This window comes from Paenibacillus sp. VTT E-133280 (assembly GCF_002264385.1).
Taxonomy (GTDB): Bacteria; Bacillota; Bacilli; order Paenibacillales; family Paenibacillaceae; genus Paenibacillus_AQ; species Paenibacillus_AQ nitricinens.
On sequence record NZ_NFUX01000017.1, the window covers coordinates 1 to 25,864 of the forward strand.

The 25,864-nt window shown below is 44.6% G+C and carries 28 protein-coding genes; 2 read left to right on the top strand and 26 right to left on the bottom strand.

What is annotated here, in order from left to right; genetic code table 11:
- Nucleotides 1-178: 178 nt before the first annotated feature.
- From CA600_RS09925 to CA600_RS09945, 5 genes are all read right to left on the bottom strand, one after another.
- Nucleotides 179-358, bottom strand: coding sequence for an IDEAL domain-containing protein (locus tag CA600_RS09925; RefSeq protein WP_042129535.1), 180 nt, complete (start codon nucleotides 356-358; stop codon nucleotides 179-181).
- A 243-nt stretch (nucleotides 359-601) separates the two neighbouring features.
- Entirely contained in the window at nucleotides 602-1,684 is a 1,083-nt protein-coding gene (locus CA600_RS09930) for a hypothetical protein (RefSeq protein WP_094870046.1), read from the bottom strand.
- A gap of 89 nt (nucleotides 1,685-1,773) precedes the next feature.
- Nucleotides 1,774-2,361 (bottom strand): histidine phosphatase family protein, encoded by a 588-nt coding sequence (locus tag CA600_RS09935; protein ID WP_094870047.1) that lies wholly within the window; start codon nucleotides 2,359-2,361, stop codon nucleotides 1,774-1,776.
- A gap of 179 nt (nucleotides 2,362-2,540) precedes the next feature.
- Complete coding sequence (locus CA600_RS09940; protein ID WP_143812129.1) at nucleotides 2,541-3,131, bottom strand: anti-sigma factor family protein; 591 nt, start codon at nucleotides 3,129-3,131, stop codon at nucleotides 2,541-2,543.
- Between the two features lie 5 nt (nucleotides 3,132-3,136).
- The gene (locus CA600_RS09945; protein ID WP_042190156.1) at nucleotides 3,137-3,724 is read right to left on the bottom strand and encodes an RNA polymerase sigma factor; all 588 of its coding nucleotides are present in this window, start codon (nucleotides 3,722-3,724) and stop codon (nucleotides 3,137-3,139) included.
- Between the two features lie 808 nt (nucleotides 3,725-4,532).
- Here CA600_RS09945 and CA600_RS09950 point away from each other — a divergent pair.
- A complete protein-coding gene (locus CA600_RS09950) occupies nucleotides 4,533-5,099 on the top strand; it encodes a helix-turn-helix domain-containing protein (protein ID WP_094870048.1) in 567 nt (188 codons plus the stop codon).
- 249 nt (nucleotides 5,100-5,348) lie between these two features.
- Complete coding sequence (locus CA600_RS09955) at nucleotides 5,349-6,581, top strand: CynX/NimT family MFS transporter (protein WP_094870049.1); 1,233 nt, start codon at nucleotides 5,349-5,351, stop codon at nucleotides 6,579-6,581.
- 343 nt (nucleotides 6,582-6,924) lie between these two features.
- Here the strand turns inward: CA600_RS09955 and CA600_RS09960 are convergent, their stop codons facing one another.
- The 21 genes from CA600_RS09960 to CA600_RS10055 all read right to left on the bottom strand — a co-directional run bounded on the left by CA600_RS09960 (nucleotide 6,925) and on the right by CA600_RS10055 (nucleotide 25,792).
- Nucleotides 6,925-8,019, bottom strand: a complete 1,095-nt coding sequence (locus CA600_RS09960; protein ID WP_094870050.1) for a prephenate dehydrogenase — start codon at nucleotides 8,017-8,019, stop codon at nucleotides 6,925-6,927.
- Between the two features lie 47 nt (nucleotides 8,020-8,066).
- A complete protein-coding gene (gene hisC, locus CA600_RS09965; RefSeq protein ID WP_094870051.1) occupies nucleotides 8,067-9,164 on the bottom strand; it encodes a histidinol-phosphate transaminase in 1,098 nt (365 codons plus the stop codon).
- A 59-nt stretch (nucleotides 9,165-9,223) separates the two neighbouring features.
- On the bottom strand, nucleotides 9,224-10,048 hold the full coding sequence (gene trpA, locus CA600_RS09970; protein WP_094870052.1) for a tryptophan synthase subunit alpha: 825 nt from the start codon (nucleotides 10,046-10,048) through the stop codon (nucleotides 9,224-9,226).
- On the bottom strand, nucleotides 10,045-11,244 hold the full coding sequence (trpB, locus tag CA600_RS09975; protein WP_042190170.1) for a tryptophan synthase subunit beta: 1,200 nt from the start codon (nucleotides 11,242-11,244) through the stop codon (nucleotides 10,045-10,047). Before trpB ends, trpA begins: the two co-directional genes overlap by 4 nt.
- Nucleotides 11,241-11,918, bottom strand: coding sequence for a phosphoribosylanthranilate isomerase (locus CA600_RS09980; protein ID WP_094870053.1), 678 nt, complete (start codon nucleotides 11,916-11,918; stop codon nucleotides 11,241-11,243). Before CA600_RS09980 ends, trpB begins: the two co-directional genes overlap by 4 nt.
- Entirely contained in the window at nucleotides 11,911-12,741 is an 831-nt protein-coding gene (gene trpC, locus CA600_RS09985) for an indole-3-glycerol phosphate synthase TrpC (protein WP_094870054.1), read from the bottom strand. Before trpC ends, CA600_RS09980 begins: the two co-directional genes overlap by 8 nt.
- On the bottom strand, nucleotides 12,731-13,771 hold the full coding sequence (gene trpD, locus CA600_RS09990; RefSeq protein WP_094870055.1) for an anthranilate phosphoribosyltransferase: 1,041 nt from the start codon (nucleotides 13,769-13,771) through the stop codon (nucleotides 12,731-12,733). The genes trpC and trpD overlap by 11 nt, the downstream gene beginning before the upstream one ends.
- A 39-nt stretch (nucleotides 13,772-13,810) precedes the next feature.
- The gene (gene trpE / locus CA600_RS09995) at nucleotides 13,811-15,376 is read right to left on the bottom strand and encodes an anthranilate synthase component I (protein ID WP_094870056.1); all 1,566 of its coding nucleotides are present in this window, start codon (nucleotides 15,374-15,376) and stop codon (nucleotides 13,811-13,813) included.
- Between the two features lie 336 nt (nucleotides 15,377-15,712).
- On the bottom strand, nucleotides 15,713-16,087 hold the full coding sequence (gene aroH, locus CA600_RS10000) for a chorismate mutase (protein ID WP_094870057.1): 375 nt from the start codon (nucleotides 16,085-16,087) through the stop codon (nucleotides 15,713-15,715).
- Nucleotides 16,081-17,184, bottom strand: coding sequence for a 3-dehydroquinate synthase (gene aroB / locus CA600_RS10005; RefSeq protein ID WP_094870058.1), 1,104 nt, complete (start codon nucleotides 17,182-17,184; stop codon nucleotides 16,081-16,083). Before aroB ends, aroH begins: the two co-directional genes overlap by 7 nt.
- Nucleotides 17,185-17,186: 2 nt before the next feature.
- A complete protein-coding gene (gene aroC / locus CA600_RS10010) occupies nucleotides 17,187-18,356 on the bottom strand; it encodes a chorismate synthase (RefSeq protein ID WP_094870059.1) in 1,170 nt (389 codons plus the stop codon).
- Between the two features lie 213 nt (nucleotides 18,357-18,569).
- A complete protein-coding gene (locus CA600_RS31185) occupies nucleotides 18,570-18,731 on the bottom strand; it encodes a hypothetical protein (protein WP_170880309.1) in 162 nt (53 codons plus the stop codon).
- A gap of 107 nt (nucleotides 18,732-18,838) precedes the next feature.
- On the bottom strand, nucleotides 18,839-19,642 hold the full coding sequence (locus CA600_RS10015) for a CheR family methyltransferase (protein WP_094870060.1): 804 nt from the start codon (nucleotides 19,640-19,642) through the stop codon (nucleotides 18,839-18,841).
- 27 nt (nucleotides 19,643-19,669) lie between these two features.
- Nucleotides 19,670-20,113, bottom strand: coding sequence for a nucleoside-diphosphate kinase (ndk, locus tag CA600_RS10020; protein ID WP_094870061.1), 444 nt, complete (start codon nucleotides 20,111-20,113; stop codon nucleotides 19,670-19,672).
- A gap of 99 nt (nucleotides 20,114-20,212) precedes the next feature.
- Nucleotides 20,213-21,181: a polyprenyl synthetase family protein gene (locus CA600_RS10025; protein ID WP_094870062.1), complete on the bottom strand. Its 969-nt coding sequence runs from the start codon at nucleotides 21,179-21,181 to the stop codon at nucleotides 20,213-20,215.
- A complete protein-coding gene (locus CA600_RS10030) occupies nucleotides 21,178-22,038 on the bottom strand; it encodes a menaquinone biosynthetic enzyme MqnA/MqnD family protein (RefSeq protein WP_094870063.1) in 861 nt (286 codons plus the stop codon). Before CA600_RS10030 ends, CA600_RS10025 begins: the two co-directional genes overlap by 4 nt.
- 4 nt (nucleotides 22,039-22,042) lie before the next feature.
- Complete coding sequence (locus CA600_RS10035; protein ID WP_042190195.1) at nucleotides 22,043-22,645, bottom strand: UbiX family flavin prenyltransferase; 603 nt, start codon at nucleotides 22,643-22,645, stop codon at nucleotides 22,043-22,045.
- A complete protein-coding gene (locus tag CA600_RS10040) occupies nucleotides 22,642-23,517 on the bottom strand; it encodes a UbiA-like polyprenyltransferase (RefSeq protein WP_042190197.1) in 876 nt (291 codons plus the stop codon). The genes CA600_RS10035 and CA600_RS10040 overlap by 4 nt, the downstream gene beginning before the upstream one ends.
- A complete protein-coding gene (locus tag CA600_RS10045) occupies nucleotides 23,510-24,262 on the bottom strand; it encodes a demethylmenaquinone methyltransferase (RefSeq protein WP_094870064.1) in 753 nt (250 codons plus the stop codon). Before CA600_RS10045 ends, CA600_RS10040 begins: the two co-directional genes overlap by 8 nt.
- A 3-nt stretch (nucleotides 24,263-24,265) precedes the next feature.
- On the bottom strand, nucleotides 24,266-25,219 hold the full coding sequence (locus CA600_RS10050) for a heptaprenyl diphosphate synthase component 1 (RefSeq protein WP_256989802.1): 954 nt from the start codon (nucleotides 25,217-25,219) through the stop codon (nucleotides 24,266-24,268).
- Between the two features lie 30 nt (nucleotides 25,220-25,249).
- On the bottom strand, nucleotides 25,250-25,792 hold the full coding sequence (locus CA600_RS10055) for a hypothetical protein (protein ID WP_094870066.1): 543 nt from the start codon (nucleotides 25,790-25,792) through the stop codon (nucleotides 25,250-25,252).
- Nucleotides 25,793-25,864 lie beyond the last annotated feature (72 nt).

Below are 25,864 nucleotides of genomic sequence, written 5' to 3' on the forward strand. Positions count from 1 at the left end.
AAGTTCGTGTTCCTCAGACCGGAGATTTGCCGCCGGTTTCCTTCAGATTCCACCTCACGGTGGACACCCTTGCCTTAGACTAATGGCTACTACTGCCTTCGCCATTCGGGACTTCAACCCTATAGATAGCGCCCATGCTGGGCGCACATAAAAAAAGAAATGCGCTAAGCGCATTTCTTTATGCCAAACTTTTAAGTTCTTCTGTAAGATTTCGGAAAGCTAATTTATCTCCTGTAGCCAGCGCCGTGTCAATCTCACGGTGCAAGATGTCGGAGCGACGCTTTCGCAGCGCTTCATCCCACACCATTTCTGCCGCAAGTCCTAGCATCACTTCGTACGTAGCCTTCATTTTGTCCATTCGATACACCTCCGCTGTTTAAGAGATCCTTATTGCTTTAATATTTTGATATCCATCAAGATGATTTTGTTTTCGTTTTCAAAAGTGACGGCACCTACTAAATCATATTCAACAATCCTGTCTACGTTCTACATATTTACCCATTCTGATCAATACTTCATTTATTGTCCTATCAACAACCAAAGTACAGTCCACATCTACATATGTAATCCCCATAAGCATTGGCTTGATGCCTCCATACTGCTATAGATGTTTAGACACGGCTATCTCCATCCCCCACGGCGTCATCATCACAGCGAGACCAGTGGTGGTCTCCCCTAATTTTAGCATCCCAAGGTGCACCATCATCCGAATAATTCGTTGCTCCAGAATAGAGGCAGCATTGTCATAATAGAAAGGTTTAATTAACCACCCTATACCATCCACTAATGAAGGTACGCTCACCCAATTCCCAGCACTAATGCTTACCCAATACACCAGTGAAGGCAGGTTTGGTACAGCCCCCTTATATAGTTTTAACCAAAAAGAGAATATCTGCATCAACGAGTCACATTTCCCATCGGCCAACACTGCCTCTCCTGTCGCCGTGAGCCTTAACCGAAAACCTTCTTCAGTGATCCAGCGGCGGTGACGAACATAATCATACAGGAGCGCTAATCTAGGTGGATAATGCTCACATGCCCTACCATAACCAAATCTCCAGCCGCCTTTGCTAAGCAGATCCTCCGGAATATGAAGTGCATTCATCACTCCTTGCTGATACCGCCTATACATTGCCCCTTCCTGATTAAGCTCTGGCTCATTTTCCTTGATATATCTCAGAAGCATAACCAGATCACTTAATAACAATTCTCCTTCATTTCGATACATGGCTGGTTCAGAGCTAACCGTAACCTTATCCTTGATATGTGCGCTCATCGTCTCACGAAAGCGCTCTTTCAAGTCTTTGGGCACTTGGAACAAATATCTCGTTTGCTGGGAAGAACCGCTAAAGAGCCAGCCTCCGCTTTTGAAACGAGAAACCATTTCTCGGAAACCCCCGGTCTTTCCTTCTTGGGTATCAAAAGAAGCTTGCCTAGCTACTGCCAACAAATCTTCCAGACTAAAGTAGCTGCGTTCATCAAAAAGTAATGTATTCAGAAACCGTAGATCCTCCGGAGCACATTCCCGGATATGAGACTCCATAAAACTTCTGCTTCCAAGCATAATCAAAATACTCTGGATCAAGTCATGTTTGGAATTCTGCTTGCATTCACACCGGTAGCGTCCCGCTATGGCGGTCAGCTGTCCAATATCTGCATAAGTGAGCATATCCGCCAGATTCATGTTTTATCGCCTCACCGTTTTACTACCATTATGGGAAATACAGCCCTTTTTATTCCCCTTTGCGCAAAAAAAATAACCCGATGCACGGGTTAACGCTGATTTTGCAGGATATGGCGAGTACAATTATAAAGAATAGGGTTCCATTCCCGTTCTTTCTTCTCCAAAATCGTCAGGGACAAATTCCCAATCCGCTCAGAATACTTATCTTTGTAAAATGCAGTATACAGTTGAGCGAGGAACCCTCCATGAGATATGACTAGTATGTTGCGATTGGGATGCTGCGCAGAAATATCCTCCATAAAGGCAAGTGCACGCGCTTGAAGCTGTTCGTCAGTTTCTTGACCAAGCGAAAGCTGACTCCAATCTTTCCCCCACTTCTCTTCACGCTCAGCGGCAGTAAGTCCTTCAACCTGTCCGTAGGCACGTTCCCGGATCCGATCATCCGGATCAAGTAACGGTACATTTAATTTATCTGCGATAATCCTACCTGTCTCTGCTGCCCGGGAAAGGTTACTTGTAATGCAATAATCCCAGCGATACGGCTCTTGTAATAAGCGGTCAGCAAGCATAGCAGCTTGCATCCGTCCTTCATCATTAAGCGGAATATCACTTTGCCCCTGTATCTTTCCAATTGCGTTCCAGTCCGTCAATCCATGGCGTATCAAGCCGATTAGCATATTGCCTCCCCCTTTTCACCCAAGTATTTGTCTCTTAATGTAACATGGATGAAATAAAAAGTCTTCTTTTATGCGTATTATAATACAAAAAATCCCCTTATCTTTACATAAAGGGACTCCTACATCGTTCTTAACACTATTATATACTGCAATAGCTAAGTCATACATCAATAGACCCTTTATGATCTGCGATATCGATTCAGCCGGGTTAACGAAAACACTGCAAAACCCACGCCAAGCATGGATAACATCATCCAATATTGAGGATGAGTAGGTCCCATATTTACCACAAGCGGTTCAATAATCCCACCTTCAGAGCCTAAAATGGGATAAGTGGATGTCCATTCCATAGAGCCAGCAACGCCTGTCTCTACAATTCCACTTTGAGCCACAGTGATATCAGCAGGTGTTCTAAACATAGTAAAGTAAAGAACACTGGACAAAAATACCGCCAGGAAGCAAGCGATCCAGAGACTAAGCCTATGACGAACAATGGCAGATGTCCCTGCGGATTTCCCATCCCCTGGCATTAACCAAGGACTCTCTAGATAAATCCGCTCCATAACTTTAACATTTATAACTTCTGCACGCTCTTCACTAATCTCTTCTTTCAAATCATGCATAAGCTGGCTACTCTCTTGCCACAGAGACCACTCAGCAGCGCAGTAAGGACAAGTTGCAATATGTTGTTCGAGCAAAATCCGCCTAGGATGTGTGGGGGGAGCGTCCCACAAGAGCGGAATACATTCTTGCGCTTCCCTGCAATTCATTCGCCTTACACCCTCTCAACCTGCTCTTCAACTTCAGGCTCATTGAAATAGGATTCGAGTTGAAGCTTCACACTACTTCTGGCACGAAACAACAATGATTTCACGGAGCTTACACTCTGATCTAAAATTTCTGCAATTTCTTGATAATCCATCTGATCGTATTCACGCAGGATTAGCGCAGAGCGTTGTTTCTCCGGAAGATTATTAATTGCCTCACGAACCAAGTTCATCCGTTCTTTACGCAATGCAGCCTGCTCAGGCGCTACTTCAAACGGTGCAACTGGAGTATATCCACTCTCTTCTAGGGATACATTTCCGGCACGATTCTTACGAAGCTCACTTAGCACGGTATTACGAGCAATAGTGTACAACCACGTTGAAAAGGAAGCATCTACCTCTCGAAAGGAATGCAAGCTACGGAATGCCTTGTAGAAAGTCTCCGAACAAAGGTCCTCTGCAATTAGCTCCATTTGTGAGTTTCTAAGCATATGATATACAAATGCCAATATTTTTCGTTGATAACGACGCATTAATTCTGAATATAATTCTGTGTTACCTTGTTTGATTTCCTGGATCAACTGGGAATCCGTCATGGTGAGATTGGCCCTCCTCGCCCTTGCACGTCTTTTCCCGTCCGGTCCGTACTTATTATACCGGTTTGGGCTTTAAAAGTTGCGCTGGTTTACTGCAACTTTTTAGTTTATTACAAGAAGAAACGATATTGTCGACCTTTTATGTAAGACAAACGTTCCTTGTGGGAATTTTAGGGAAAATATATGACGTGCAACTTATCCGTTCTTCAATTTTGAAATACACCTATGTATATTCAAACACCCAATAATTAAGGCATGATGATTGTGATGAATATAAAAAGAAAAATGGCATATTTCTTAGAGCATATAAATTTTATAACGAATCTAGAAATATACCAGATCTATTGTATCACAGATTCTCATAGGATGACATTAATAGACTTCAGAGCAGTAATCTCGTCAGCAAGACCTGACAACAGATTATAAACGAACATTAACTCCGTCAATAAGACTTTGATCACTGTAATATGACTTTAATCTCTTTTTAATAAACTGTTGACAAAATGTAAACGTATACATATAATAAAAGTACAGTATGGTTTCTCTCCACTCCTATCCAAATACTAGACGGTTCCAATTTATTGTGAACTGTAGCCGCTTACTTTGTAAGCGGTCTTTTTTTGTTCTGAAAGCGCTCTACCTTTTGTTAGATGATCTATAATAGGTTATTTACTATAGCCAGCGAATTAGCTTCCACAAATCCCCACAGTCATCTATTACCCCGTCTGCGTCCACTTGAAGAAGTATGGAAAAGAGTCAAGATAAACAATATACTAGCTATAAAGTTATTTGTTGAGGTGAATATGAAATGAATGAAATCGATGAATCAAAACAACTTGTACTACAAATCGGCGGTGCCTTGAAAAAGTACAGAAAAGAAAAAAACATGAACTTAGATGACTTAGCAGAATTAACGGGCGTAAGTAAACTTACTCTGGGGAATATCGAACGCGGTGAGACAAATCCAACTTTGGCGATTATATGGAAAATTTCAAAAGGCCTATCTTTACCCCTATTAGCTTTGTTCAAATCTGAAGACCCTGTTAGTTTGTATCGAGCAGGCGAAGGTCTTCGGTTTTCTAATGATCAAAAGAATTGGATCATTGAACCCGTCTTTAAAAACGTAAGCAACGATATTGAAATGTGTCGGGCTTACTTACAGCCAAATAGTTCATATCACCCTGAAGGTCATCATGTGAATACAACTGAAATTGCGACAGTAATGACTGGTTCCATTGAAATTCAAGTCAATGGTGAGATGTACATATTGAATCAATATGATACGATCAGTTTTCGTGCTGATCGCCCTCACTCTTATACCAATCATACGAATAGCGAAACAGTGCTCCATATCTCCTTAAAATATGGTTTCTAAAAGCCAAAAATTTTACTTATAAAATGCAACTCTGAGTTTCCATTATTTATGGAAACTCAGAGTTGTTTTTTTTACTAATATAAGCACTTCAAGTGATAGGATACTCTTCATAAAGTTAACTATAAAATACTTATTGTTAATTTTAGTATACTATAATATACTTTCATTGTCCGCGCGGATATTATTTCATAGCTTTCCAATCAGCAGAAAACCAATAGTACACATTAATTCTGGAAGGGGAAATGAAGAATGCCGAATAAAAAAATCTTATCATCATCAATAGGGCTGCTAATACTCGGCATTATTATTATTGCCGCAAATTTACGTGCTCCCTTAACCTCGGTCGGTCCTTTAGTGGGTCTTATAAGGGAAGACGTTCATATCTCCAATACTTTTGCAGGCCTGATAACAACGGTCCCTTTACTTACCTTTGCTTTATTATCGCCTGTAGTACCAAAACTAGGACGCAGGTATGGAGTAGAACTTTTAATTTTGTTTGCCCTGATCTTTTTGACTGTTGGTATTGTAATACGTTCTTTATCTGGCGCTGCAAATCTGTATATTGGAACTGCAATTCTTGGATTTGCAATTGCCGTTTGTAATGTATTAATGCCAAGTTTAATCAAACGTGATTTTCCTAATAAAATCGGTGCCATGACTGGTATCTTTGGAATTTCTATGAGTTTATCTGGAGCGATCGCATCGGGAATTAGTGTACCGCTAGCCGCAAACGTAGGTATAAAATGGCAGGGAGCGTTGGGAATATGGGGGATCCTAAGCTTTGTATCGATCCTCTGCTGGTTGCCTCAATTAAGGAAACATACGAAGCAAACAACCTCGACGAGTCAACAGATGGCCTGCAATAATGTTAATGTTTGGCGTTCCCCTCTCGCCTGGCAAGTAACCTTGTTTATGGGTATGCAGTCCATGATTTTCTATGTGCTGATCGCATGGTTGCCTGAAATTTTAAAGCAGCAAGGCATTGACTCAAGCCAATCAGGATGGTATCTCTCAATAATGCAGTTAGCGCTACTTCCCTTTACCTTTATTGTCCCCGTTATTGCTGGGCGAATGTCAAGTCAACGTTCGTTAGTGGTCATCACAACCCTTTTGCTTTTGACGGGAACGCTCGGACTGCTTTACGGAAGCTCCAATATCATTCTGTTGTGGATCATCATACTCGGAATTGGTGGAGGCTGCGCCTTTAGCTTGTCCATGATGTTTTTCGGTTTACGTACTAAAAATGCGCAGCAAGCGGCGGAACTGTCTGGTATGGCACAATCGATCGGATATCTGCTTGCCGCAATCGGTCCTGCCCTTATAGGATATCTCCATGATGCGACAAATAGTTGGAACCTGCCTCTTTTCATTCTAATTGGAGCTTCGGTCTTTCTCTTTTTAGTCGGTATAGGAGCAGCAAGAAATCGTTTTGTAGATAGCCGAAATAGTTACGACGAAATAAACTCAAGTTACATTGGCTAATACCCCTTTCTTTTCATCGTTGATCCAATAACATTTGGCACGTACGAAGACGCTATCGGACACAGTTGACCTTCAGCGCAGCATTATTCCACTTTTGGGATGTTAACGGACCGCATAGCAATTGGCAAGAAAAACACCCAATATTAACCTCTCCAAATGAAGTAGCGTCAGTGGAGTCCGAAAGACTGCTTCAAAGGTGGTACTGATGACGATACTGACCGCGGCATGTTGAAGCTAGCAACCAACAAGCCAGAATAACAAAACAGCGATTCTCTAATAACATGAGAATCGCTGTTTTTGCTGTTTATTACGATTTGAAAATGACCCGGAGCGAACCTTAATACTACACATATACGGTATAATCGTGCTGCTGCAGAAGCACCTTCGCACGTTCCATATCGTGCTCCTGACGAAAAGATAGGCGCATAATACCCGGCACATCTTCACGACTCTCGATGATTTGTACGTTGCTAAGGTTAATGCCTTGGTCCCCCAGCTCAGTAGCAATACGTCCGATAATCCCCGGATGATCCGGTACATCAATATGTAGGTCAAATAAAGGTGCTATCATGCCTTTACGCCGTTCAGGCAACTGACTGCGGAAGCCATTCGCTTCTTGGAAGGCCTCTTCAATTCCTACGCCATCTTCACTTTCCAGTAGACGAACAAAAGAAGAAACTTCCTCGTTCCAATCCTTCAATAAACGAAGCATTACGGAACGATTGTTCAGCAAAATGTCTCGCCAAATTATAGGATCACTGGAAGCAATCCGAGTGATATCCCGAAAGCCTCCTGCAGCTAGCGTACTATATAAGGAGTCAGTATCGTCATAGGCACGAATTTGATTTACCAAAGCAACAGCAATAATATGCGGTAAATGACTAATGGCACCTACAATCTCATCATGGCGTTCTGGATCAAGGCGTACAATCTGCGCTCTTGTGTGGTGTAGTAAAGACTCCAGTGCATGATAAGCCTCGTCTGGTACGCCTGGAGGAGGCGTCAACACATAATAGGCATTCTCAAATAGCAATGATGAAGCTGCCTCAACACCTGATCGCTCTGATCCTGCCATTGGGTGTCCGCCGATAAAATGTACTCCAGGAATTTCTAAGGAGACCGCACATGCGGCAATACTAGCTTTCGTGCTTCCTACATCTGTAATAATGCAGCCGGGTTTTAGAGGCAATTTACTTAATTGCTGCAGATAATCCTCTAACATCCCTACCGGTACACACAAAAAAATGAAATCAGCATCAAGTGCTGCTTCTTCAACAGAAAGCGTGGCATGGTCTACCACACCTCTGCTTATATATTTACTTACGAATTCAGGACGGTGGGCATGCCCTACGACGGTCAGGCCCTCCTTGCCTTTAAAGCAAAGGGCCAGTGAGCCTCCGATCAGACCGACACCGAATATAGCTATTTTTGTCGTCATGTTCTTTGAACTACCTGCCTTTTTTAGTCTAGTCATGCTGTTTACTACTAGGCGCGCACACCATACTCTATAAGAATTTGTTCCAGAGCGGTTATAAACGCTGTATTCTGCTCTGCCGACCCAACAGTAACACGAATATAAGTAGGGTAAACTTGATGACCTGCTCTTACTATGATTCCTTTACGCATCAAAGCATCGAAAACCTCTGTAGCTGGCTTACGAACATCTACCATAATGAAGTTCCCGTGTGCAGGGAAGGATTCTAGGCCCAGACGTTTGAATTCAGCTTGTAATTGGACAATACCCGCGCTATTAAGGCGACGGCATTCCTCTACGTATTCTTGGTCATTCAAGGCAGCCAGAGCCGCCGCTTGCGCAAGACGAGAGGTATTGAAAGGCTCGCGTACCTTGTTGATCAATGAAATAATTTCAGGACTAGCAACACCATAACCAATACGCAATGCAGCTAAGCCATAAATTTTGGAGAATGTGCGAAGCACAACCAGATTCGCATAACGATTTAATAATTGGATACCGTTTGAGTAAGAAAGATCTGTTACGTACTCACAGTACGCTTCATCAAGGACAACCATTACATGGGAAGGAACAGCATCAAGGAAAGAAATCAAGGCTTCCTCTGGTACAATTGTACCCGTTGGGTTATTTGGATTACAGATCCAGATAACCTTCGTACGGTCCGTAATACGGGCCAGCATCCCATCCAGATCATGTGTACCCTTTACAAGTGGTACCTCGATGGACACGGCACCTTCGATATCTGCGTTACTCTTATAAACAGAGAAGGTTTGATCAGCCATGAGTGTCTCATCACCCGGCAAGAAGAAAGCGCGAGCAATAAGTGCAATAATCTCATCAGAGCCACAGCCAAAAATAATATTATCGCTATTCACACCAAGACGGCTGGCAAGTGCTGCCGTCAACTCAACGGCCGATCCATCTGGATATAGATAAAGATTATCAAGCTCTGCTAGAATAGCTTCTTTAGCACTCGGGGAAGCTCCATACGGGTTCTCATTGGATGCAAGCTTAATAACCTCACTTAAGCCGAGCTCTTTCTTAACTTCGTCTATAGGTTTCCCTGGTTTGTAGACAGGGAGATTAACTATATTCGGTTTTGGATTCATGAATAGTCCTCGCTCTCCATAGTTGATTACTCCACTATACACAGGTCAAAATGACACTGTTATGGTCTTTTTAATTGTGCCACAAATTCTCGAATTTGCAACAGCCCTTCATTCCGTGTAGCGGGATTATCGAGCAACGGAATGACCTCTTCTATTTTGCGAACAATGGCACTACCTACCACCACACCATCGCAAATCTGAGCAAAACGGGCAACCTGTTCGCCAGTTGAGATCCCAAATCCTACAGCTACTGGCAGATCCGTTGCTTGACGCACGGAGTCTATAAATCCCTCTACATCAGCATGGAAAGTGGATCGTTCCCCTGTCACACCTAACGAGGATACACAATAGATAAACCCACTCGCACCTGAGACAATCTTCGCAATACGTTCACTTGAGGTCGGTGCAACTAGTGGAATGAGATTAACGCCAACCTCACTACTGCGGCGGCGCATCTCCTCTGATTCCTCGACAGGAAGATCTGGAATAATAAGTCCACTAATCTCATGAGCATTCAGTTCTGCGAAAAATGTATCCAGCCCCATTTGCAGGATAGGATTGTAATAGGAAAACAAAATAAAGGGCAAGCCGCTTCCGGCTTGACGAGCTTTTAACGCGGTCTCCATACAGGTACGCAGGTGAACCTCCCCCCGCAGAGCTCGTGCAGACGCTCGCTGAATAACAGGACCATCTGCTAGCGGATCAGAGTAAGGTACTCCTAGCTCCAGAATATCTGCACCTGCCGTCTCCAGTTCTGCGATGATGGCAAGCGTAGTCTCCAGATCAGGGTCTCCAACCGTCAGAAAAGGAATTAATGCCGTCCGCTCTTCAGCTTTAAGCTTCCGGAATACCAAATCCATTCGGTTTGTAGTTTCGGTTGTCATTCGTTTCCCTTCCCTTCTGTGTACGCCATGATCGATTCCACATCTTTGTCTCCCCGGCCTGACAGGCAGATAACAACAATATCATCCTTGGTAAGGGTTGGACCCATCTTCACAACATGGGCTATCGCATGTGCAGACTCCAAAGCTGGAATAATACCTTCCGTTACACATAGCAGCTTCAGTGCATCGAGCGCCTCTGCATCCGTAATCGGAACATATTTTGCGCGTTCGATATCTTTTAAATAGGAGTGTTCAGGACCTACACCAGGATAATCCAGACCTGCGGAGATGGAATGAGCCTCTGTTACTTGACCATGCTCATCCTGTAGTAGATAACTCATCGAACCCTGGAATACGCCATGAGTCCCTTTACTCATCGTCGCCGCATGAAATGGTGTATCAATTCCTTTGCCTGCTGCCTCAACACCAATCATACCGACGCCTTTATCCTCTACGAATGGATAGAACATACCGATAGCATTACTGCCGCCACCTACAGCAGCAACAAGCACATCCGGCAGTCTTCCTTCAGCCTCCAGAATCTGGCGCCGCGTTTCATCACCAATAACCCGCTGAAAGTTACGAACCATCATCGGATAAGGATGTGGGCCTACGGCAGAACCGAGAATGTAAAAAGTATCTTCCACATTGCTAACCCAGTAGCGAAGCGCTTCGTTGCCGGCATCTTTTAAGGTGCGCGATCCGGATGTAACCGGAATCACTTCAGCACCAAGCAGCTTCATACGGAATACATTGAGTGCCTGGCGACGAGTATCCTCTTCCCCCATAAACACCTTACATTCCATACCAAGTAGGGCTGCAACCGTAGCCGTAGCTACACCATGCTGACCAGCTCCAGTCTCAGCGATCACCTTGGTTTTACCCATCATTTTAGCCAGAATTCCCTGACCAATGGCATTGTTAATCTTATGAGCACCCGTATGATTCAAATCTTCACGCTTCAAATATATTTTTGCTTCTCCCAGATGTTTACTTAGGCGCTCCGCATAATACAGTGGGGTCTCCCGTCCGGAATATTGCTTTAAAAGATAATCTATTTCTTCTTGAAAAGCAGGGTCTGCCGAATACTTCTCATAGGCTTCCTCCAGCTCAATCAATGCAGTCATCAAAGTTTCGGGCACGAAGCGCCCTCCGAATGAACCGAAACGTCCATGCTGGTCCGGTACTTGTGTCATGATTGCTTCACCCTTTCCACAAAAGCTGTCATTTTAATAATATCTTTAACGCCTTCACTCTCTACTCCACTAGATACGTCTACTCCGTACGGAGAATAAGTATCTAGCAACTCTCCTACGTTATTAGGATGAAGTCCGCCAGCCACAAATAACGGCAAACCATTTCGTAGCGCGATTTCCTGATAATGAGGCAACCTCTCCCAAGCGAACGTGCGCCCTGAGCCGCCGCTCTGCTGAGGATCATAAGTATCTAACAATACAGCATCAACGAAGCCTGCGTATTGTTCCAATGTATATTTGTTATCAGCGTCATCACGCTCTTTATCAGCAACAGACAATGCCTTCCACACCTGAACCTGTGGGAAAGCTTGCCGAACCTTTTGACAAAAGGCTGGACTTTCCTCTCCATGTAGCTGAATGACATCTAGTGACACAACAGAGAGCAGTTCGCTCAGCTCATCCAGCTCTGGATTAACAAAAACCCCAGCAGCTTTAGGTTTTTCACTAGTCTTCCATTGCGGAAGTTCAGCGATCAGTACGGAAGCACGCTCCAGAGTAACCCTGCGACGACTAGGAGCGAATACAAATCCAATATAATCTAGTGGTAAGTGTAACATAGATTTTAGCACTTCAACGTCCTGAAGTCCACAGATTTTTACCAATGTCTCAGCCATGCCGGACACGGTCCTTTCCATTTGGAAGCATTCCTAGCAGTCCATTTACCGCTTCTTCTACATTTGCTTGACGCATTAGATATTCCCCTACGAGTACCCCGTGAGCGCCAGTCGTTCTTAAGTAGTCAATATCACTTGGCCCTGCAATTCCGCTTTCACTGATCACAGGAACCCCTTGAGGTACTAGTGCTGCCAGCTCTGCCGTTGTCTCTAGGGATGTCTCAAAGGTACGCAGATTACGATTATTAATACCCAGCAGAATATTAGGATGTGTTATCTTGTCTGTACTTAATACCACCGCAAGCTCATTCCGGTCATGGACTTCGATTAATACATCCATTCCAAGTCCAGTAGCTATTTCTATGAAATGAGACAGTTTATCCGGTGTCAAAATAGCAACGATTAACAACACCGCATCTGCTCCAAGAATACGCGCTTCATAAATCTGTTTCTCATCGATAATAAAATCTTTACGAAGCAGCGGCAGATTTACAGCTTCCTTCACTTGCTGCAAGTAAGCAGCGCTGCCCTGAAAATAATCCGTATCCGTCAAAACAGATAAACAATCAGCGCCGCCTGCTTCATAACCTTTTGCAATGGAAACAGGATCGAAATCTTCACGAATCAGCCCTTTTGAAGGGGATGCCTTCTTTACCTCTGCAATCAAACCCAAATCCCTGTTCTTCCCTTGGGTCAGAGCCTTACGAAAGCCTCTAGTCTGAGGGAGTGCTGCTATATCACGTTCAGCTTGAGCTAGAGAAAAACTATCACTGAGCGCCTCCACCTCTTTGATCTTTGTAGCGACAATTTTATCAAGATACATAATTAAGCTCCTCCGTCATCACAACAAGCTGTTTCAGCTTGGATAATGCCTTACCCGAATCCACTACTTCTTTAGCTTTCTCGACGCCTTCGGCCATGGTATCTGCCAGACCCGCAACATATATACATGCTCCTGCATTAGCTAACACGATATCTCGGTAGGGATTGATCTCACCTTGGAGCACAGAGGTAATAATTGCTGCGTTCTCAGCTGCGTCTCCACCCAAAATTGCTTCAAGTGGATGTCTGTTAAGACCTAATCCCTCCGGAGTAATTTCATAAGTGGTCACTACACCCTCTTTTAGTTCAGACACTAATGTAGAGGCTGAGATGCTGATCTCGTCCAGACCATCCGAACTGCTTACAACCATTGCACGCTTGGAACCCAGCTCCTTCAGTACATTAGCCACCGTCTCCGTCTTATTCCGGTCATAAATCCCTAGGAGCTGACGGTCAGCTCCAGCGGGGTTCGTAAGAGGACCCAGCATATTGAAGATCGTACGTACACCAAGCTCTTTACGAGGAGCTGCGGCATGCCGCATCGAAGGATGATAAATTTGGGCGAATAAAAAGCAAATCCCGATACGGTCCAGACATTCCCGGGCTTGGTCTGCATTCAGATGAATGTTTACGCCAAGGGCTTCAAGTACATCCGCACTTCCCGCTCTGCCTGAAGCAGAGCGATTTCCATGCTTGGCAACTCTTACAGAAGCCGCTGATGAAATAATCGCTGAGGCGGTTGAAATATTAAATTTATGGATGCCGGAACCGCCCGTACCACAAGTATCTAACAAGCGTGCGCGATCAGTCAGTACGGATGTGCCGAACCCTCTCATAGCTTCTGCAAAACCCGTAATCTCCTCCACGGTTTCTCCTTTAATTCGTAAAGCGGTCAGCAGTGAACCGATTTGCGCTTGTGAAGCATCTCCTTGCATTATAGCACCCATTATATCCCGTGCTTCTGTACGTGTAAGATTCTTGCCTTCGATTAGTCCGGCGATTCCTGATTGAATTAATTTCGCTCTATCCATAATGTTCTTCCTCCCAGCCTTAATGAGTTACTATATAAATCAAACCACTTGTTCAGGGGTATATTCGTACATATAATCTTGGTTGATAACTTGTTTCTCTTTCACTTCGGATGGAAACATAGCTTCTGCCATACGAATAGCTTTCAGCATGCCCTTCGCCTTATTCACCGTTTCTTCATACTCTTTCTCGGGAACCGAATCCCAAACGATACCTGCTCCGGCCTGTACGTACGCACGACCTTTCCGGAAGATGATGGTACGAATGGTGATACATGAATCCATATTTCCTGAGAATCCCAGATAGCCAATAGCCCCAGCGTAAGCACCACGTGCCTCTTGTTCAAGTTCAGCGATAATCTCCATGGCCCGCAGCTTAGGAGCACCTGAGACGGTACCGGCTGGCAGACAGGAGAGGAAAGCATCAAAGAAATCTTTATCCTCACTGAGCGTGCCTGACACATTCGAGACCATGTGCATGACATGGGAGTATCTTTCAATCTCCATAAAGGAATCACATTTTACTGAACCAAATTTGGATACTCTCCCTAGATCATTACGACCCAGATCAACAAGCATCAAATGTTCCGCACGTTCTTTTTCATCCTCCAAGAGCTCGGCAGCATACGCCCGGTCTGATGCTTCACTGTCACCCCTTGGTCTAGTTCCAGCAATCGGCCTTGTTTCCACACGATTTCCATCCACCTTTACGAGCGCTTCAGGTGATGTGCCAACAATAATCTCCTCGTCCATTTTCAAATAGTACATATAAGGAGAGGGGTTAAGAGTTCTGAGCATCCGGTATACATGCAATGGAGAAACTTCCGTTTCAATATGCAACCGCTGTGACAATACCACTTGAAAAATATCGCCTGAGCGAATATATTCTTTCGCCTGTTCTACATTGTTGATGTACTGCTCTTTAGTGAGGTTAGAATGAATCTCTCCAAGCTCGATATCCTGCGGAATGCTGCGGCGATTCACATTTTCCTTAGGGCCTTCTTTTTGCAGATCTTCGGCCATTGCCTCCAGCTTACGACTCAGGCTTTCATAATTGGATCGGATATCCGAATCTGTATCTCCGTCTTTTACATGCAGGTTACCAACAAGCAGAATCTGTTGCTTCACATGGTCAAAAACAATGATCCGATCGCAAAACATAAATCTTATATCATCCATTTGGAGATCATCCACAGGATGCTGAGGTAACTTCTCATAATACTGAAGCAGATCATATCCGAAAAATCCGATAGCCCCTCCAGTAAATGGAGGCATTTCGTCAAGCTTAGGACTACGGTATGAACGGAGTAACGCTTTAAGCTCCTCAATCGGCTTTCCGTATAGTTGCTTCTTCTCTCCGCCGACTTCTACGTTAATTGCACCCTTTTTACCGGATATCATCAAAAAGGGATCGCTACCGATGAACGAATACCGTGCCCATTGTTTTCCACCCTCTACACTTTCAAGCAAGAACGCGCGATCACGTTCAGCGAAACGTTGGAATAACCGGATAGGTGTTTCCATATCCGCGAGCAGTCGCTTTACAACAGGAATCAGATTATAATCCCGCGACAGCTTTACCACCTCTTGAACACTTGGATTCGTCATTGTTAGATGCCCCCTTAGATATATGAATGGTTCCGAAATACAAAAAAACCCTCTACCGAAGTAGAGGGTTTGTGTTAGTAAGTATATGTTTTTGAGCATTGATCAGCATTATTATGTAGTGTCTACAGACTTATCCCTAAATAAGATATTTCACTGATGATAAATGACTTCAGTGCATATCAAAATAAAGACTCTGCTTACACGGTACATGCTAATCTAAAAAAACTTCTCGCACTCTGCTCAACTATACTCATCTCAACTAAACTAAACTCTTCTATACTCGGCTAACTACACTATACATGATGACAAGGGTCATTGACAACCCACAACTACAATTTAAGACTTACTCTCTGATAAATCCGGACGTAGCTTCTGAGCCTCATTCAGATAAACGTGGCGAATCTCACGCTGCAATTTATCTGTATTAATCTGTACCATCAACCGGATACACATCGGCAAGCTTCCTTTAACCGGGATTTCCGTTGAACACATAAGTGGAACCATTTCCCAGCCCTCAATCTCACGAATCGCTCTTGCAGGAAATGTAGCATCCAGATCATTGGTCATCGTAATCCAGACATTGCTTATATTCTCAGCGATAACATCATTACGTTCTACGATCTCCCGCAGCAGTATAACGGTCTCACGTAAAATCTCTGCCTCTTCGTTCTTAGTCACGGTTGTTGCTCCGCGAATTCCTCGGTTTACCACGGTCTTCCCTCCTTCTTAAGCTCTGCGAGAACCTCTCGCACAAGCGACTCCTGCACATCGTTCACAATGCTTACAGAGCCTATGGCATCAGGCACGATAAAGGTCATCTTGCCTTCCTTGAATTTCTTATCATGCATCATAGCGTCCATCAGTTCATCTTCATCATACTCGGAAGGAAGCCGTACAGGCAGTGACAACGCGGTCAGCATAGATACAGTATCCTCATAAATAGAAGCATCCCGCCCAAGCTTCGCAGCCAATAGCGCTGAACCCGCCATCCCAATCGCAATCGCTTCTCCATGCAGAAACACACCGTACCCACCAACGGCTTCAATGGCATGTCCGATCGTATGTCCAAGGTTCAATATCGCCCGAAGTCCATGCTCACGCTCATCATTCGCCACTACATCTGCCTTAATTGCACAGCCACGCTCTAAAGCATAACCTAAGGCTTCGACATTCAGCGCTAGCAGCTCTTCGGCATGATCACGACACCAATAGGCGAACTCTTTGTCCACGAGGAGACCGTGCTTTACCACTTCAGCCAGACCAGATGAAACTTGCCGTGCTGGAAGAGTACGTAGTGTGTCCAAATCGTAGAGTACCATTGACGGTTGATAGAAGGCCCCTATCATATTTTTGGCTAATGGATGATTGACAGCCACTTTACCACCCACACTACTATCATGAGCTAGAATCGTCGTCGGAATTTGCAAAAAACCGATTCCACGCATATAGGTTGCTGCTACAAATCCTGCTAAATCGCCAACCACTCCGCCGCCTAAAGCTAAAACCGCTGAATTGCGGTCTAATCCAGCTTGAATCGCGGTTGTCATAACTTCTTCATACACGGCTAATGATTTAGAGGCTTCACCTGCCGTCATTATGTGACTAACCACTGTATAACCGTGAGAACGCAAAGCTTCCTCAAGAGCTGGCAGGTACCTTGGTGCTACTTCAGTATCACTCACTACTAACAGTGGACTACGCTCCGAAAATCCAGCCTCAGCACAATAATGGGCAATGTCCTTTAGTAATCCACTACCGATAAGAATAGGATACGAACGGTCACCTAAATCTACATTAATTGTACGCATAATTAGTAACTCTCCAGCTGTGATAGGTAATTTTCATAGTTCGCTTTAATTTCTTCCAGGGAGTCGCCACCGAACTTATCAAGGAATGCTTTTGCGATTTCCCAAGCCACTACGTTCTCCAGAACAACACATGCCGCTGGAACCGCACAAGCGTCCGAACGCTCGACTTGCGCTGTAAATGGTTCTTTGGTGTCGATATCCACACTTTGAAGCGGTTTATAAAGGGTAGGGATCGGCTTCATGACACCGCGAACTACAACAGGCATGCCGTTAGTCATACCACCTTCAAAACCACCTAAGCGATTACTTGCACGGTAGTATCCTTTAGAAGCTTCATACATAATTTCATCATGGACTTGCGATCCACGCAATTTGCCAGCTTCAAACCCAATGCCAATTTCAACGCCTTTGAATGCATTAATCGACATTACCGCCCCAGCGATTGCTCCGTCAAGCTTCCGGTCAGACTGTACATAACTGCCTAGTCCGACAGGAAGTCCTTCGACGATACATTCAACGATTCCACCGATGGAGTCGCCCTCTTCCTTAATCTGATCTATGTAAGCCTCCATCTTCTGTTCCGTTTCTTTGTCGACAACTCTGACAGAGGACTGTTCTGTCCGCTCAATCAGCTCATCGATAGGCAGATCGTTAGCAGGCGCTTCAATTTCACCGATACGAATAACTTGCCCTGCTACCTTCACGCCAAAAGCTGCAAGTAGCTGTCTCGCTACAGCGCCACATGCGACTCTGGCTGCTGTTTCGCGAGCACTGGAGCGTTCCAGTACGTTACGAAGATCCGTATGGTTGTACTTCAATCCGCCATTCAGGTCTGCATGGCCAGGACGCGGCCGATTTACGCGGCGTTTTTCTTCGTCACTGCCAGGAATAGGCTCGATATTCATGATGTTCTTCCAGTGAGTCCAGTCTTTATTCTCTACTATCAAGGCTACTGGAGCACCTGTAGTATAGCCATGACGCACTCCACCTACAATTTGTGCCGTATCTTTCTCAATCTGCATGCGACGTCCGCGTCCATAACCCTTTTGTCGACGCTGTAATTGAAAATTAAGCTCTTCAAAATCCAATGTCAAATTACTTGGCAATCCCTCAATAATGGCCGTAAGCTGGGGGCCGTGCGTTTCCCCCGCTGTTAAATAGCGCAAACTCATGCTGCGTTCCCCCTTTTATACTTTTAAACTGTAAACCGCTAAAATCCTAATGATCTTTGCTCATTATAGTATAGGCAATCCTCTTTGACAAGAAAGGGATCTTCCCAAAATGACTCCATCCGCGGCAAAATGAATGCGCTTTGACTTAAAGAAAAAGCGCCATTCATACTCAATAGAGTATAAATGGCGCTCCTCGGCACGGTCCGGCATTTGTTAGCTTCCGATCCGCTGACTTGTTGAAGGAAATGTAGACTTACGCTCTTCCAGTTGCAGAAGGCGCTTCAATTGCATTTCTTCTACACCGAGAATTTGCCCGCACTCACGAACGGTAATAAAGCCTCGTTTGTACGCGGCAATGACCTTGCTTTTGTCCATCAGTTTAACGATCCTTTCGCTTAGCTTACAGATTCTACTACCCAGTATCACTGAACGATAGCGAAAGTATACCTAAAAAAGTACACAGATGAAGGAGCAAGAAGTATTTATTTTTTACGATAGAAAAAGGTTTCCGTCGATTCAAAGCCATATTGCGCTGGCGTAAAGATCTGCTCTGTACTGCCTACAAACAAATACCCGCCTGGACGTAAACTAGCCGAAAACTTATGGTAGAGCTTATTCTTCGCCTCTTCAGTAAAATAGATCATTACATTGCGACAAATGATAAGATCAAAACCCTCATCGAACTTGTCCAGCAGTAGGTTCTGTTTACGGAAATCTATGTTTTTCTTAAGTGTGTCGCTAACCTTGAATAATGGACCCTCGGGTTTAAAATAACGCGCAGCAACATCATTAGGCACATCCTTCAAAGAACGTTCCAGATACAAACCTTGCTTTGCTTTAGAAAGCGCACCGTCGTCAATATCCGTAGCCAGAATGCCAGTCTGTCCCAATAAATTCTTATCCGATAAAATCATAGCCAGCGTATAGGGCTCTTCTCCAGTGGAACATGCAGCGCTCCACAGTTTCAATCTGCGGCCAGATTGTTGCAAATCAGGAAGAATGATATCTCGCAGTACTTCCCACCGATTCGGATTCCGCCAAAACTCGGAAACATTAATCGTCATTCGGTCCAAAAATTCATAAAATAATTCCTTGTCCTTCATCATTGCGGCAAAAAAATCACTAAAGGTTTGATATCCATTCTTCACACGAAGAGTCGTTAAACGCCGCTTCATCTGCGCTTCTTTATACTGAGCCAGATCAATTCCGGTGCTTTGCTTAACATGATGAATAAACCCGATGTAATCTGAATCTGCTGTTAATGCTGCAACATTACGATCAGACATGTTAATCCCCCGCCTCCCGCTTGGCTCCTACATCCAGACTGCGATCTCTTTGTTATAAAGATTCAATTCATCTGGAGTAAAGAAATTAGCAATTTCTCGTTCTGCACTTTCAGGCGAGTCAGATCCATGAATTAAATTAAGCGGTGTATGGCTGGCAAAGTCGCCTCGAATCGTACCCGGCAAGGCTTCTCCTACCTTCGTCTTACCAATGAGCGTACGGGATAATGCTACAACATCATCACCTTCCCACACCATTGCAAATACAGGACCTGAAGTTATAAAAGAAACCAACTCTGCAAAAAAGTCCTTGCCAGCATGCTCCGCATAATGTCTTTTTGCTTGGTCTTCACTGACTGTAATCAGCTTTGCAGCGACCAGCTTAAAGCCCTTATCTTCAAAGCGTGAGACAATACGCCCAATTAATCCACGTTGTACTCCATCCGGTTTGACCATCAGATACGTCTTTTCCATAGAGGCACTCTCCAATTTCCCATTAGCTGGGTTGTTTTGACGCTATCTTAACAGAAACCGCGCTTTCTGGAAACGTTTAATTTCACGATCACCAAAATACTAATAAGCTCTGCCTGTTACAAAAAAGGCAATATCGCGCAGATTACGCTTAGTCTTGTTGTTAGGCAACTGATCTAGCGCAGCAAGTGCCTTCGCGATATAACGCGAAGCCAACTCCTCAGAACGGGCAATTCCGTCTCCAGAAAGAATAAGATCAATAGCACGCCCTACTGTGCTGTGCCCTTCACGGATAGACTTCAACTCCTCAAGAAGCGGAGCTCGCAATCTTTCATCTTCCAGGCTATAAATGACAGGAAGGGTGATGTTCCCTTGCCGCATATCACTACCTGGAGGTTTACCGATTTGCTTCTCGGTGCCTGAGAGGTCAAGTAAATCATCCCGAATCTGGAAGGCCATCCCTACATTATATCCATAATTATAAAGTAGACGAGCCACCTCTGGTTCAGCTTCAGCAGCAAGTGCACCCAATTGGCAGCTGACTGCAATCAACAGCGCTGTTTTGCGGCGAATCCGCCGCAGGTAATGACGCACACTTTGCTCACTGTTGAAGAAGTCACGAATCTGCTCCATCTCTCCGATCGACATTTCAATCATGGCCTTGGACAAAATCTGATGAATTCGCAGATTCTTCAGCTCCGTCGTCATCACCAGTGCTTTCGCATATATGTAGTCACCGGTGTACATGGCAATTTTATCGCCCCATTTGGCCTTAACAGTAAGTTCACCTCGGCGCAGTTCTGCATCGTCAATGACATCATCGTGAACTAGTGAAGCGCTATGAATGAGTTCTAGCGGTATCGCCACACGTTTCAGCTTCTCAAGATCATACTTACCAAATTTCCCACCCATCAAAACGAATACGGGACGCAATCTTTTACCGCCAGCTTTTAATAAATGCAGAGAAGTCTCAGTTAGTAGGTCGTCATCACCCTGTACGCTACGGTACAAATCTTTTTCAATCTGATCCATGTCTCTGTTCAGTAATCCGAATATTTGCAGTCGTTTCATTCTTTCACCCGTGTCAACAGTTTATGACTCCAAATCTCCATCTTCACTGCCTGCGGCAGCAGACCCATCTCATAGGCATAGCGGAAATAGAGGTTCAGACCTTTCTGCTGCCTTTCTCCAAAATCATAGCATAAATTGCGAAAGTACCCTTCCCAATAAGACTTAGTCCCTCCAATTGTCGTACAGGCTGCAAGTACTATAGGATCTAAATCACTTAGCCCCCGCAGTTTACTCTCAGCAAAAGCTTCTGCAATCTCCGCAATGGCTTCCGGTTTATCATTCGCAGCTTTTCGATTCACTGCCCAGACTGCAAAGGTCATCCCTAAGCCCGTCCATTCTTTCCAAAGCTCCGCCAGATCCGTAACGATATACCCTTGATCCTGCCAAGAGGCTTTAATCGCATGATCACCAATGAGTAAGCAGGCATCTGCTTGATGCATCATGGCATCCAAATCAGGATTAGCACTAATATATTCTGGTTTATTGCCAAAAGCCTTTTCCATTAAAATTTTCAGCAAATTTACCGATGTTGCAGAAGTGTTCGTAACAGCAATCGTACCGGAACCTATCTGTGCAAGAGGCACCCGAGAAAAAAGAAATATTGACCTCACAGGACCGTCCGCACTTACCGATAAATCAGGTAACAGCAATAACTTATCGCTGGCTTCAGCATACGCAAAAGAGGATAATGCACCCACATGAATCGTTCCACGACTCATCCCCTGATTAAGAATGGCAGGTACCTCACTCACCATCTCTGCCGGATATTTCAGTGCAGAGGGATGAAAATTGTGAAATACCGGCCATGAGTTAGTATAGCTGATTTTGCCTATGATGGTGTGGCTGTTATTCTCCATCCTTTCAATCCCCCCATCTGCGAAATAATTGATGTTCAATATTAAAGCTGTCAAGCACTTTACCCACCATGAAATTAATCAGATCATCCATACTTTGTGGCCCAAAGTAAAACGCCGGCATTGCCGGAATGATCCGAACCCCCAGACGGGAAAGCTTCAACATATTCTCAAGATGAATAGCATGCAGAGGTGTCTCACGAGGAACAAGGACCAGCGGACGTCCTTCCTTAAGCATAACATCAGCAGCACGAGTCATCAGATTGTCGGAGGTTCCATTAGCAACCGCAGACAATGTTCCCATGGAACAAGGCATAATAATCATCCCTTCCACACGAAACGAACCGCTTGCAATAGATGCACCGATATCAGCGACAGGATGATAAAGTAGAGAACCGGGATAGCCTTTGAACTTTTCGTTCAAAAAGCCTTCCCGGTCTGATGCGATATAACCTAGTTCTTCTTTAAAAACGCGCCAGCCCGCATTACTTACGACCAAATGAACGGAGTAGCCCAGCGATAGCAACGTTTCGATCAGACGAATACCATAGATAGCACCGCTTGCCCCTGTAATTCCAACCACGAAGTTTTTCGGTTTAGTAAGCGTCATTTTTTGAAATGCACCACCAAGTCAATCAAAGTGAAAGAGAACACCACGATGCTCAGCACGCCGTTCATAGTGAAAAAAGCTGTCTGTAACCGACTGAGATCACTCGGAGATACGATATAATGCTCATAAAAAAGAATAATATAAGCGAGGATCATACCTGCTACATACCACCAGCTTAAATCCGTCAAAAACAACAGCGATACGAATCCAATCGCCGTGAGAATGTGAAACACGCGAGCAATAACTAGCGCGCCCTGGACCCCAAACCGCACCGGAATGGATTTCAAGCCCTCTTTAAGATCAAACTCAACATCCTGACAAGAGTATATAACATCAAAACCAGCGGTCCAAAACACTATTGTGAAGTAAAATACCATTGAAGTCCAATTCACACTACCGGTCACAGCTACCCAGCCGCCCAGCGGTGCAAGCGCAATGGTGAGGCCGAGGATAAGATGGCATGCCCATGTAAAGCGCTTAGTGAATGAATAGATAACAAGAAGGAATACAGCGATAGGTAACAGTTTAGCTGACAAAGGATTTAATTTAAAGGCTGCCCAAAAGAGCAAGAAAAACGAAATGCCTATAAAAATGACAACTTCACCGATCTTAAGTAACCCTGCAGGAATCGCTCTTCCCGCTGTGCGTGGATTCTTGGCATCACTGATTCGGTCTATCAATCGATTCAATCCCATAGCTGCACTGCGTGCTCCAAACATAGCGATTACAATCCAGCCAATTTGACTCCAGGATGGGAGGCTATCATTCATGACAACGGATCCCAGTAAAGCACCCATAAAGGCAAAGGGTAAAGCAAATACCGTATGTTCAAACTTAATCATTTGTAAAAAGATACCGATTTTCTTAAACATTCCCGTTCTCCTTGAGCCCAATATGTAATGCCGCGATGCCTCCGGTCAAGGGGAAGGATTCCACTTTTTGAAGTCCGGTTTCACGGAAAATAGTGGCCAGTTGCTCCCGGTCTGGGAACATTGCCAACGATTCTGGCAGCCATTTGTATTGCTCGTACCTTTTCGCGAATAACTTACCAAGCAATGGAAGCACACGCTGGAAATAAAAGAAATATACACCTTTAAACGGCTGTTTCATCGGCTTGGATAGCTCCAAACATACAACCATTCCACCAGGTTTTACTACCCGCTTCATTTCGTTAAGCACTTGAACAGGATCTGGCACATTGCGTAGTCCGAATCCAATCGTTGCATAATCAAATGCATTGTCTTCAAAAGGCAGTTCCATAGCATTGCCCTGCACCAAGGAAATACGATCCTGAAGCTTGCGCTCTTCCACTTTGCGGCGACCTACTTCAAGCATACCTGCGCTGAAATCCAGTCCGATTACATTGCCAGTCTGCGAGGCTTCCGCCAAAGCGATGCTCCAATCACAGGTTCCACAACATAGGTCAACGGCCGAATCCCCGCGCTTCATCCCCATCTTCTTCATCGTGAATTTACGCCATGCCTTGTGGCGGCGAAAGCTTAGGATGTCATTCATCAAATCGTATTTTCCAGCAATACTCTCAAATACGGAATGTACAAACTGCTCTTTTGGTTTGCTGTTGTCACCTACAGCAGTTGTCGTTTTTTCCATAGTCATCCCTTAACCCTCCACGGCTGCTTGTCCTGTGACCTTCATCTGCAGGAGAAAACGATCCAGCGCGATCTCTAGCTCTCTAAGTAAACTCTCGTCATTAACGCTTTGCAATAGTCCCTGAATAGACTGAAGCGATTGATGAAGCTTGTCCGTCAGTTGCGAATCACATTTATATTTCATTTTCAGCATCTTCCATTCCTTCTGATCAAGGTTCAGGTCTTGAAGTTGCTTGCGTTCTTCCTCCGTTGCAGTCTCCATCATCTTCCAGTAGCAATAACCATTCCCTGCATTCGCAGGATTATCACTACGAAGAAGCTCAATAGCAACGGTCTCACACTGACTGAATTCTGCCAGCAGTTTCTCCCACAACTCCACTAAGGAGTTCTCAATCATAGGCGTAAAAGAAAGGAACAGCCGCATATTCAGCTGTACCATGTGCCGCAAGTATTGTTCAGCCGAAAGACGTATGCCTCTCATCTTCACGTAGAGATTCGCTTTCAAGACATTGAAATCTGCAATCGCCTTACTCAAGATTCCAATCATCTCGATCTGATCACTCTTTGCAAGCAAATGGTAAAACCAGCTACTGAAGTAATCGCCAGCCAGTACCTTCAATTGACGGGAACGCATAGGGTCTCCCCCCCGTCTATCATTCGAACGGTCAATGACCTCATGCGTATCCAGACCTAGTTGAACAAGCGCTGTCACAAGCGTGTACAACTCTCCGGCACTTCCTTTTGCAGAAGAAGCATGATTTAGAAAAATATATAACAAATGACCCCGGCCATCAGAAAACGGCGGCAAATCCGTATGCTTCTGAATCATGTCGTAGTCGGTGTAGGGTTTAGCCAGTTGCGGTATGCAGTACGGTTTCATTTCAGCCTCCGAAGCCATTGACATAATAATAATTCGTTTGTTCACAATCTTGTCTATTATATCACATGTTTTTTTGTCACGCACTGTGGTACGCCTGAGTTTCTTTTAATCCATTCAAGGATAAATGAACTGTTTCTTCCAGAGCTCGGTTTCACTAATGCGGAAGCCCGTTTTGAGACGATCCGATATAGGATGATTACCCGCAGACTGAAGTTCATCTTGCAGCGTATAAGACCACTCAGAACGTCTGATATCCCCGGCTAACAGCAGCCGGCGGCTACCAAGCCATTTATCTTCTACCACAATGCGAAGTAGAAGTTGATCCACATTCGAGGTTTCTTGAATGGCAAAGGATATAGCCTGAGCCATATTTTGATAGAGTTCCTCAGGTTCATGATCGTTCCCGCTCACTTTCAGATCCAGTGACAGAACATGATCTTCCCAGCCTACGCTATCTATGGGTAAGGTCAACGGAAGAGCGCCCAGAACATCAACAAGATTGTCGTTGTCAAGCACTGTGTTATGGTTGCCGGTAAAAGTCTCCACTGTCCCATTTCTCTGCTGTACGGATGAGTCTAAGTCTGCCAGTTTCGGCAAAATAATAGCAGAGGTCGCAGTCAAGAGTAATACGGCACCAATCAACCAGGCTTTGTTCATGGACACGCCCCCCTTATCCATAGTACCCACTTTTTTGTGGATATGATCATTCACCCTTACTATATTTTGAAA

Bases quoted from the DNA above. Each gene is read 5' to 3' on its own strand.
- CA600_RS09925 (WP_042129535.1), bottom strand. From the start codon at position 358: ATGGACAAAATGAAGGCTACGTACGAAGTGATGCTAGGACTTGCGGCA.
- CA600_RS09930 (WP_094870046.1), bottom strand. From the start codon at position 1,684: ATGAATCTGGCGGATATGCTCACTTATGCAGATATTGGACAGCTGACC.
- CA600_RS09935 (WP_094870047.1), bottom strand. From the start codon at position 2,361: ATGCTAATCGGCTTGATACGCCATGGATTGACGGACTGGAACGCAATT.
- CA600_RS09940 (WP_143812129.1), bottom strand. From the start codon at position 3,131: ATGAATTGCAGGGAAGCGCAAGAATGTATTCCGCTCTTGTGGGACGCT.
- CA600_RS09945 (WP_042190156.1), bottom strand. From the start codon at position 3,724: ATGACGGATTCCCAGTTGATCCAGGAAATCAAACAAGGTAACACAGAA.
- CA600_RS09950 (WP_094870048.1), top strand. From the start codon at position 4,533: ATGAATGAAATCGATGAATCAAAACAACTTGTACTACAAATCGGCGGT.
- CA600_RS09955 (WP_094870049.1), top strand. From the start codon at position 5,349: ATGCCGAATAAAAAAATCTTATCATCATCAATAGGGCTGCTAATACTC.
- CA600_RS09960 (WP_094870050.1), bottom strand. From the start codon at position 8,019: ATGACGACAAAAATAGCTATATTCGGTGTCGGTCTGATCGGAGGCTCA.
- hisC (WP_094870051.1), bottom strand. From the start codon at position 9,164: ATGAATCCAAAACCGAATATAGTTAATCTCCCTGTCTACAAACCAGGG.
- trpA (WP_094870052.1), bottom strand. From the start codon at position 10,048: ATGACAACCGAAACTACAAACCGAATGGATTTGGTATTCCGGAAGCTT.
- trpB (WP_042190170.1), bottom strand. From the start codon at position 11,244: ATGACACAAGTACCGGACCAGCATGGACGTTTCGGTTCATTCGGAGGG.
- CA600_RS09980 (WP_094870053.1), bottom strand. From the start codon at position 11,918: ATGGCTGAGACATTGGTAAAAATCTGTGGACTTCAGGACGTTGAAGTG.
- trpC (WP_094870054.1), bottom strand. From the start codon at position 12,741: ATGTATCTTGATAAAATTGTCGCTACAAAGATCAAAGAGGTGGAGGCG.
- trpD (WP_094870055.1), bottom strand. From the start codon at position 13,771: ATGGATAGAGCGAAATTAATTCAATCAGGAATCGCCGGACTAATCGAA.
- trpE (WP_094870056.1), bottom strand. From the start codon at position 15,376: ATGACGAATCCAAGTGTTCAAGAGGTGGTAAAGCTGTCGCGGGATTAT.
- aroB (WP_094870058.1), bottom strand. From the start codon at position 17,184: ATGCGTACAATTAATGTAGATTTAGGTGACCGTTCGTATCCTATTCTT.
- aroC (WP_094870059.1), bottom strand. From the start codon at position 18,356: ATGAGTTTGCGCTATTTAACAGCGGGGGAAACGCACGGCCCCCAGCTT.
- CA600_RS31185 (WP_170880309.1), bottom strand. From the start codon at position 18,731: ATGGACAAAAGCAAGGTCATTGCCGCGTACAAACGAGGCTTTATTACC.
- CA600_RS10015 (WP_094870060.1), bottom strand. From the start codon at position 19,642: ATGTCTGATCGTAATGTTGCAGCATTAACAGCAGATTCAGATTACATC.
- ndk (WP_094870061.1), bottom strand. From the start codon at position 20,113: ATGGAAAAGACGTATCTGATGGTCAAACCGGATGGAGTACAACGTGGA.
- CA600_RS10025 (WP_094870062.1), bottom strand. From the start codon at position 21,181: ATGAAACGACTGCAAATATTCGGATTACTGAACAGAGACATGGATCAG.
- CA600_RS10030 (WP_094870063.1), bottom strand. From the start codon at position 22,038: ATGGAGAATAACAGCCACACCATCATAGGCAAAATCAGCTATACTAAC.
- CA600_RS10035 (WP_042190195.1), bottom strand. From the start codon at position 22,645: ATGACGCTTACTAAACCGAAAAACTTCGTGGTTGGAATTACAGGGGCA.
- CA600_RS10040 (WP_042190197.1), bottom strand. From the start codon at position 23,517: ATGTTTAAGAAAATCGGTATCTTTTTACAAATGATTAAGTTTGAACAT.
- CA600_RS10045 (WP_094870064.1), bottom strand. From the start codon at position 24,262: ATGACTATGGAAAAAACGACAACTGCTGTAGGTGACAACAGCAAACCA.
- CA600_RS10055 (WP_094870066.1), bottom strand. From the start codon at position 25,792: ATGAACAAAGCCTGGTTGATTGGTGCCGTATTACTCTTGACTGCGACC.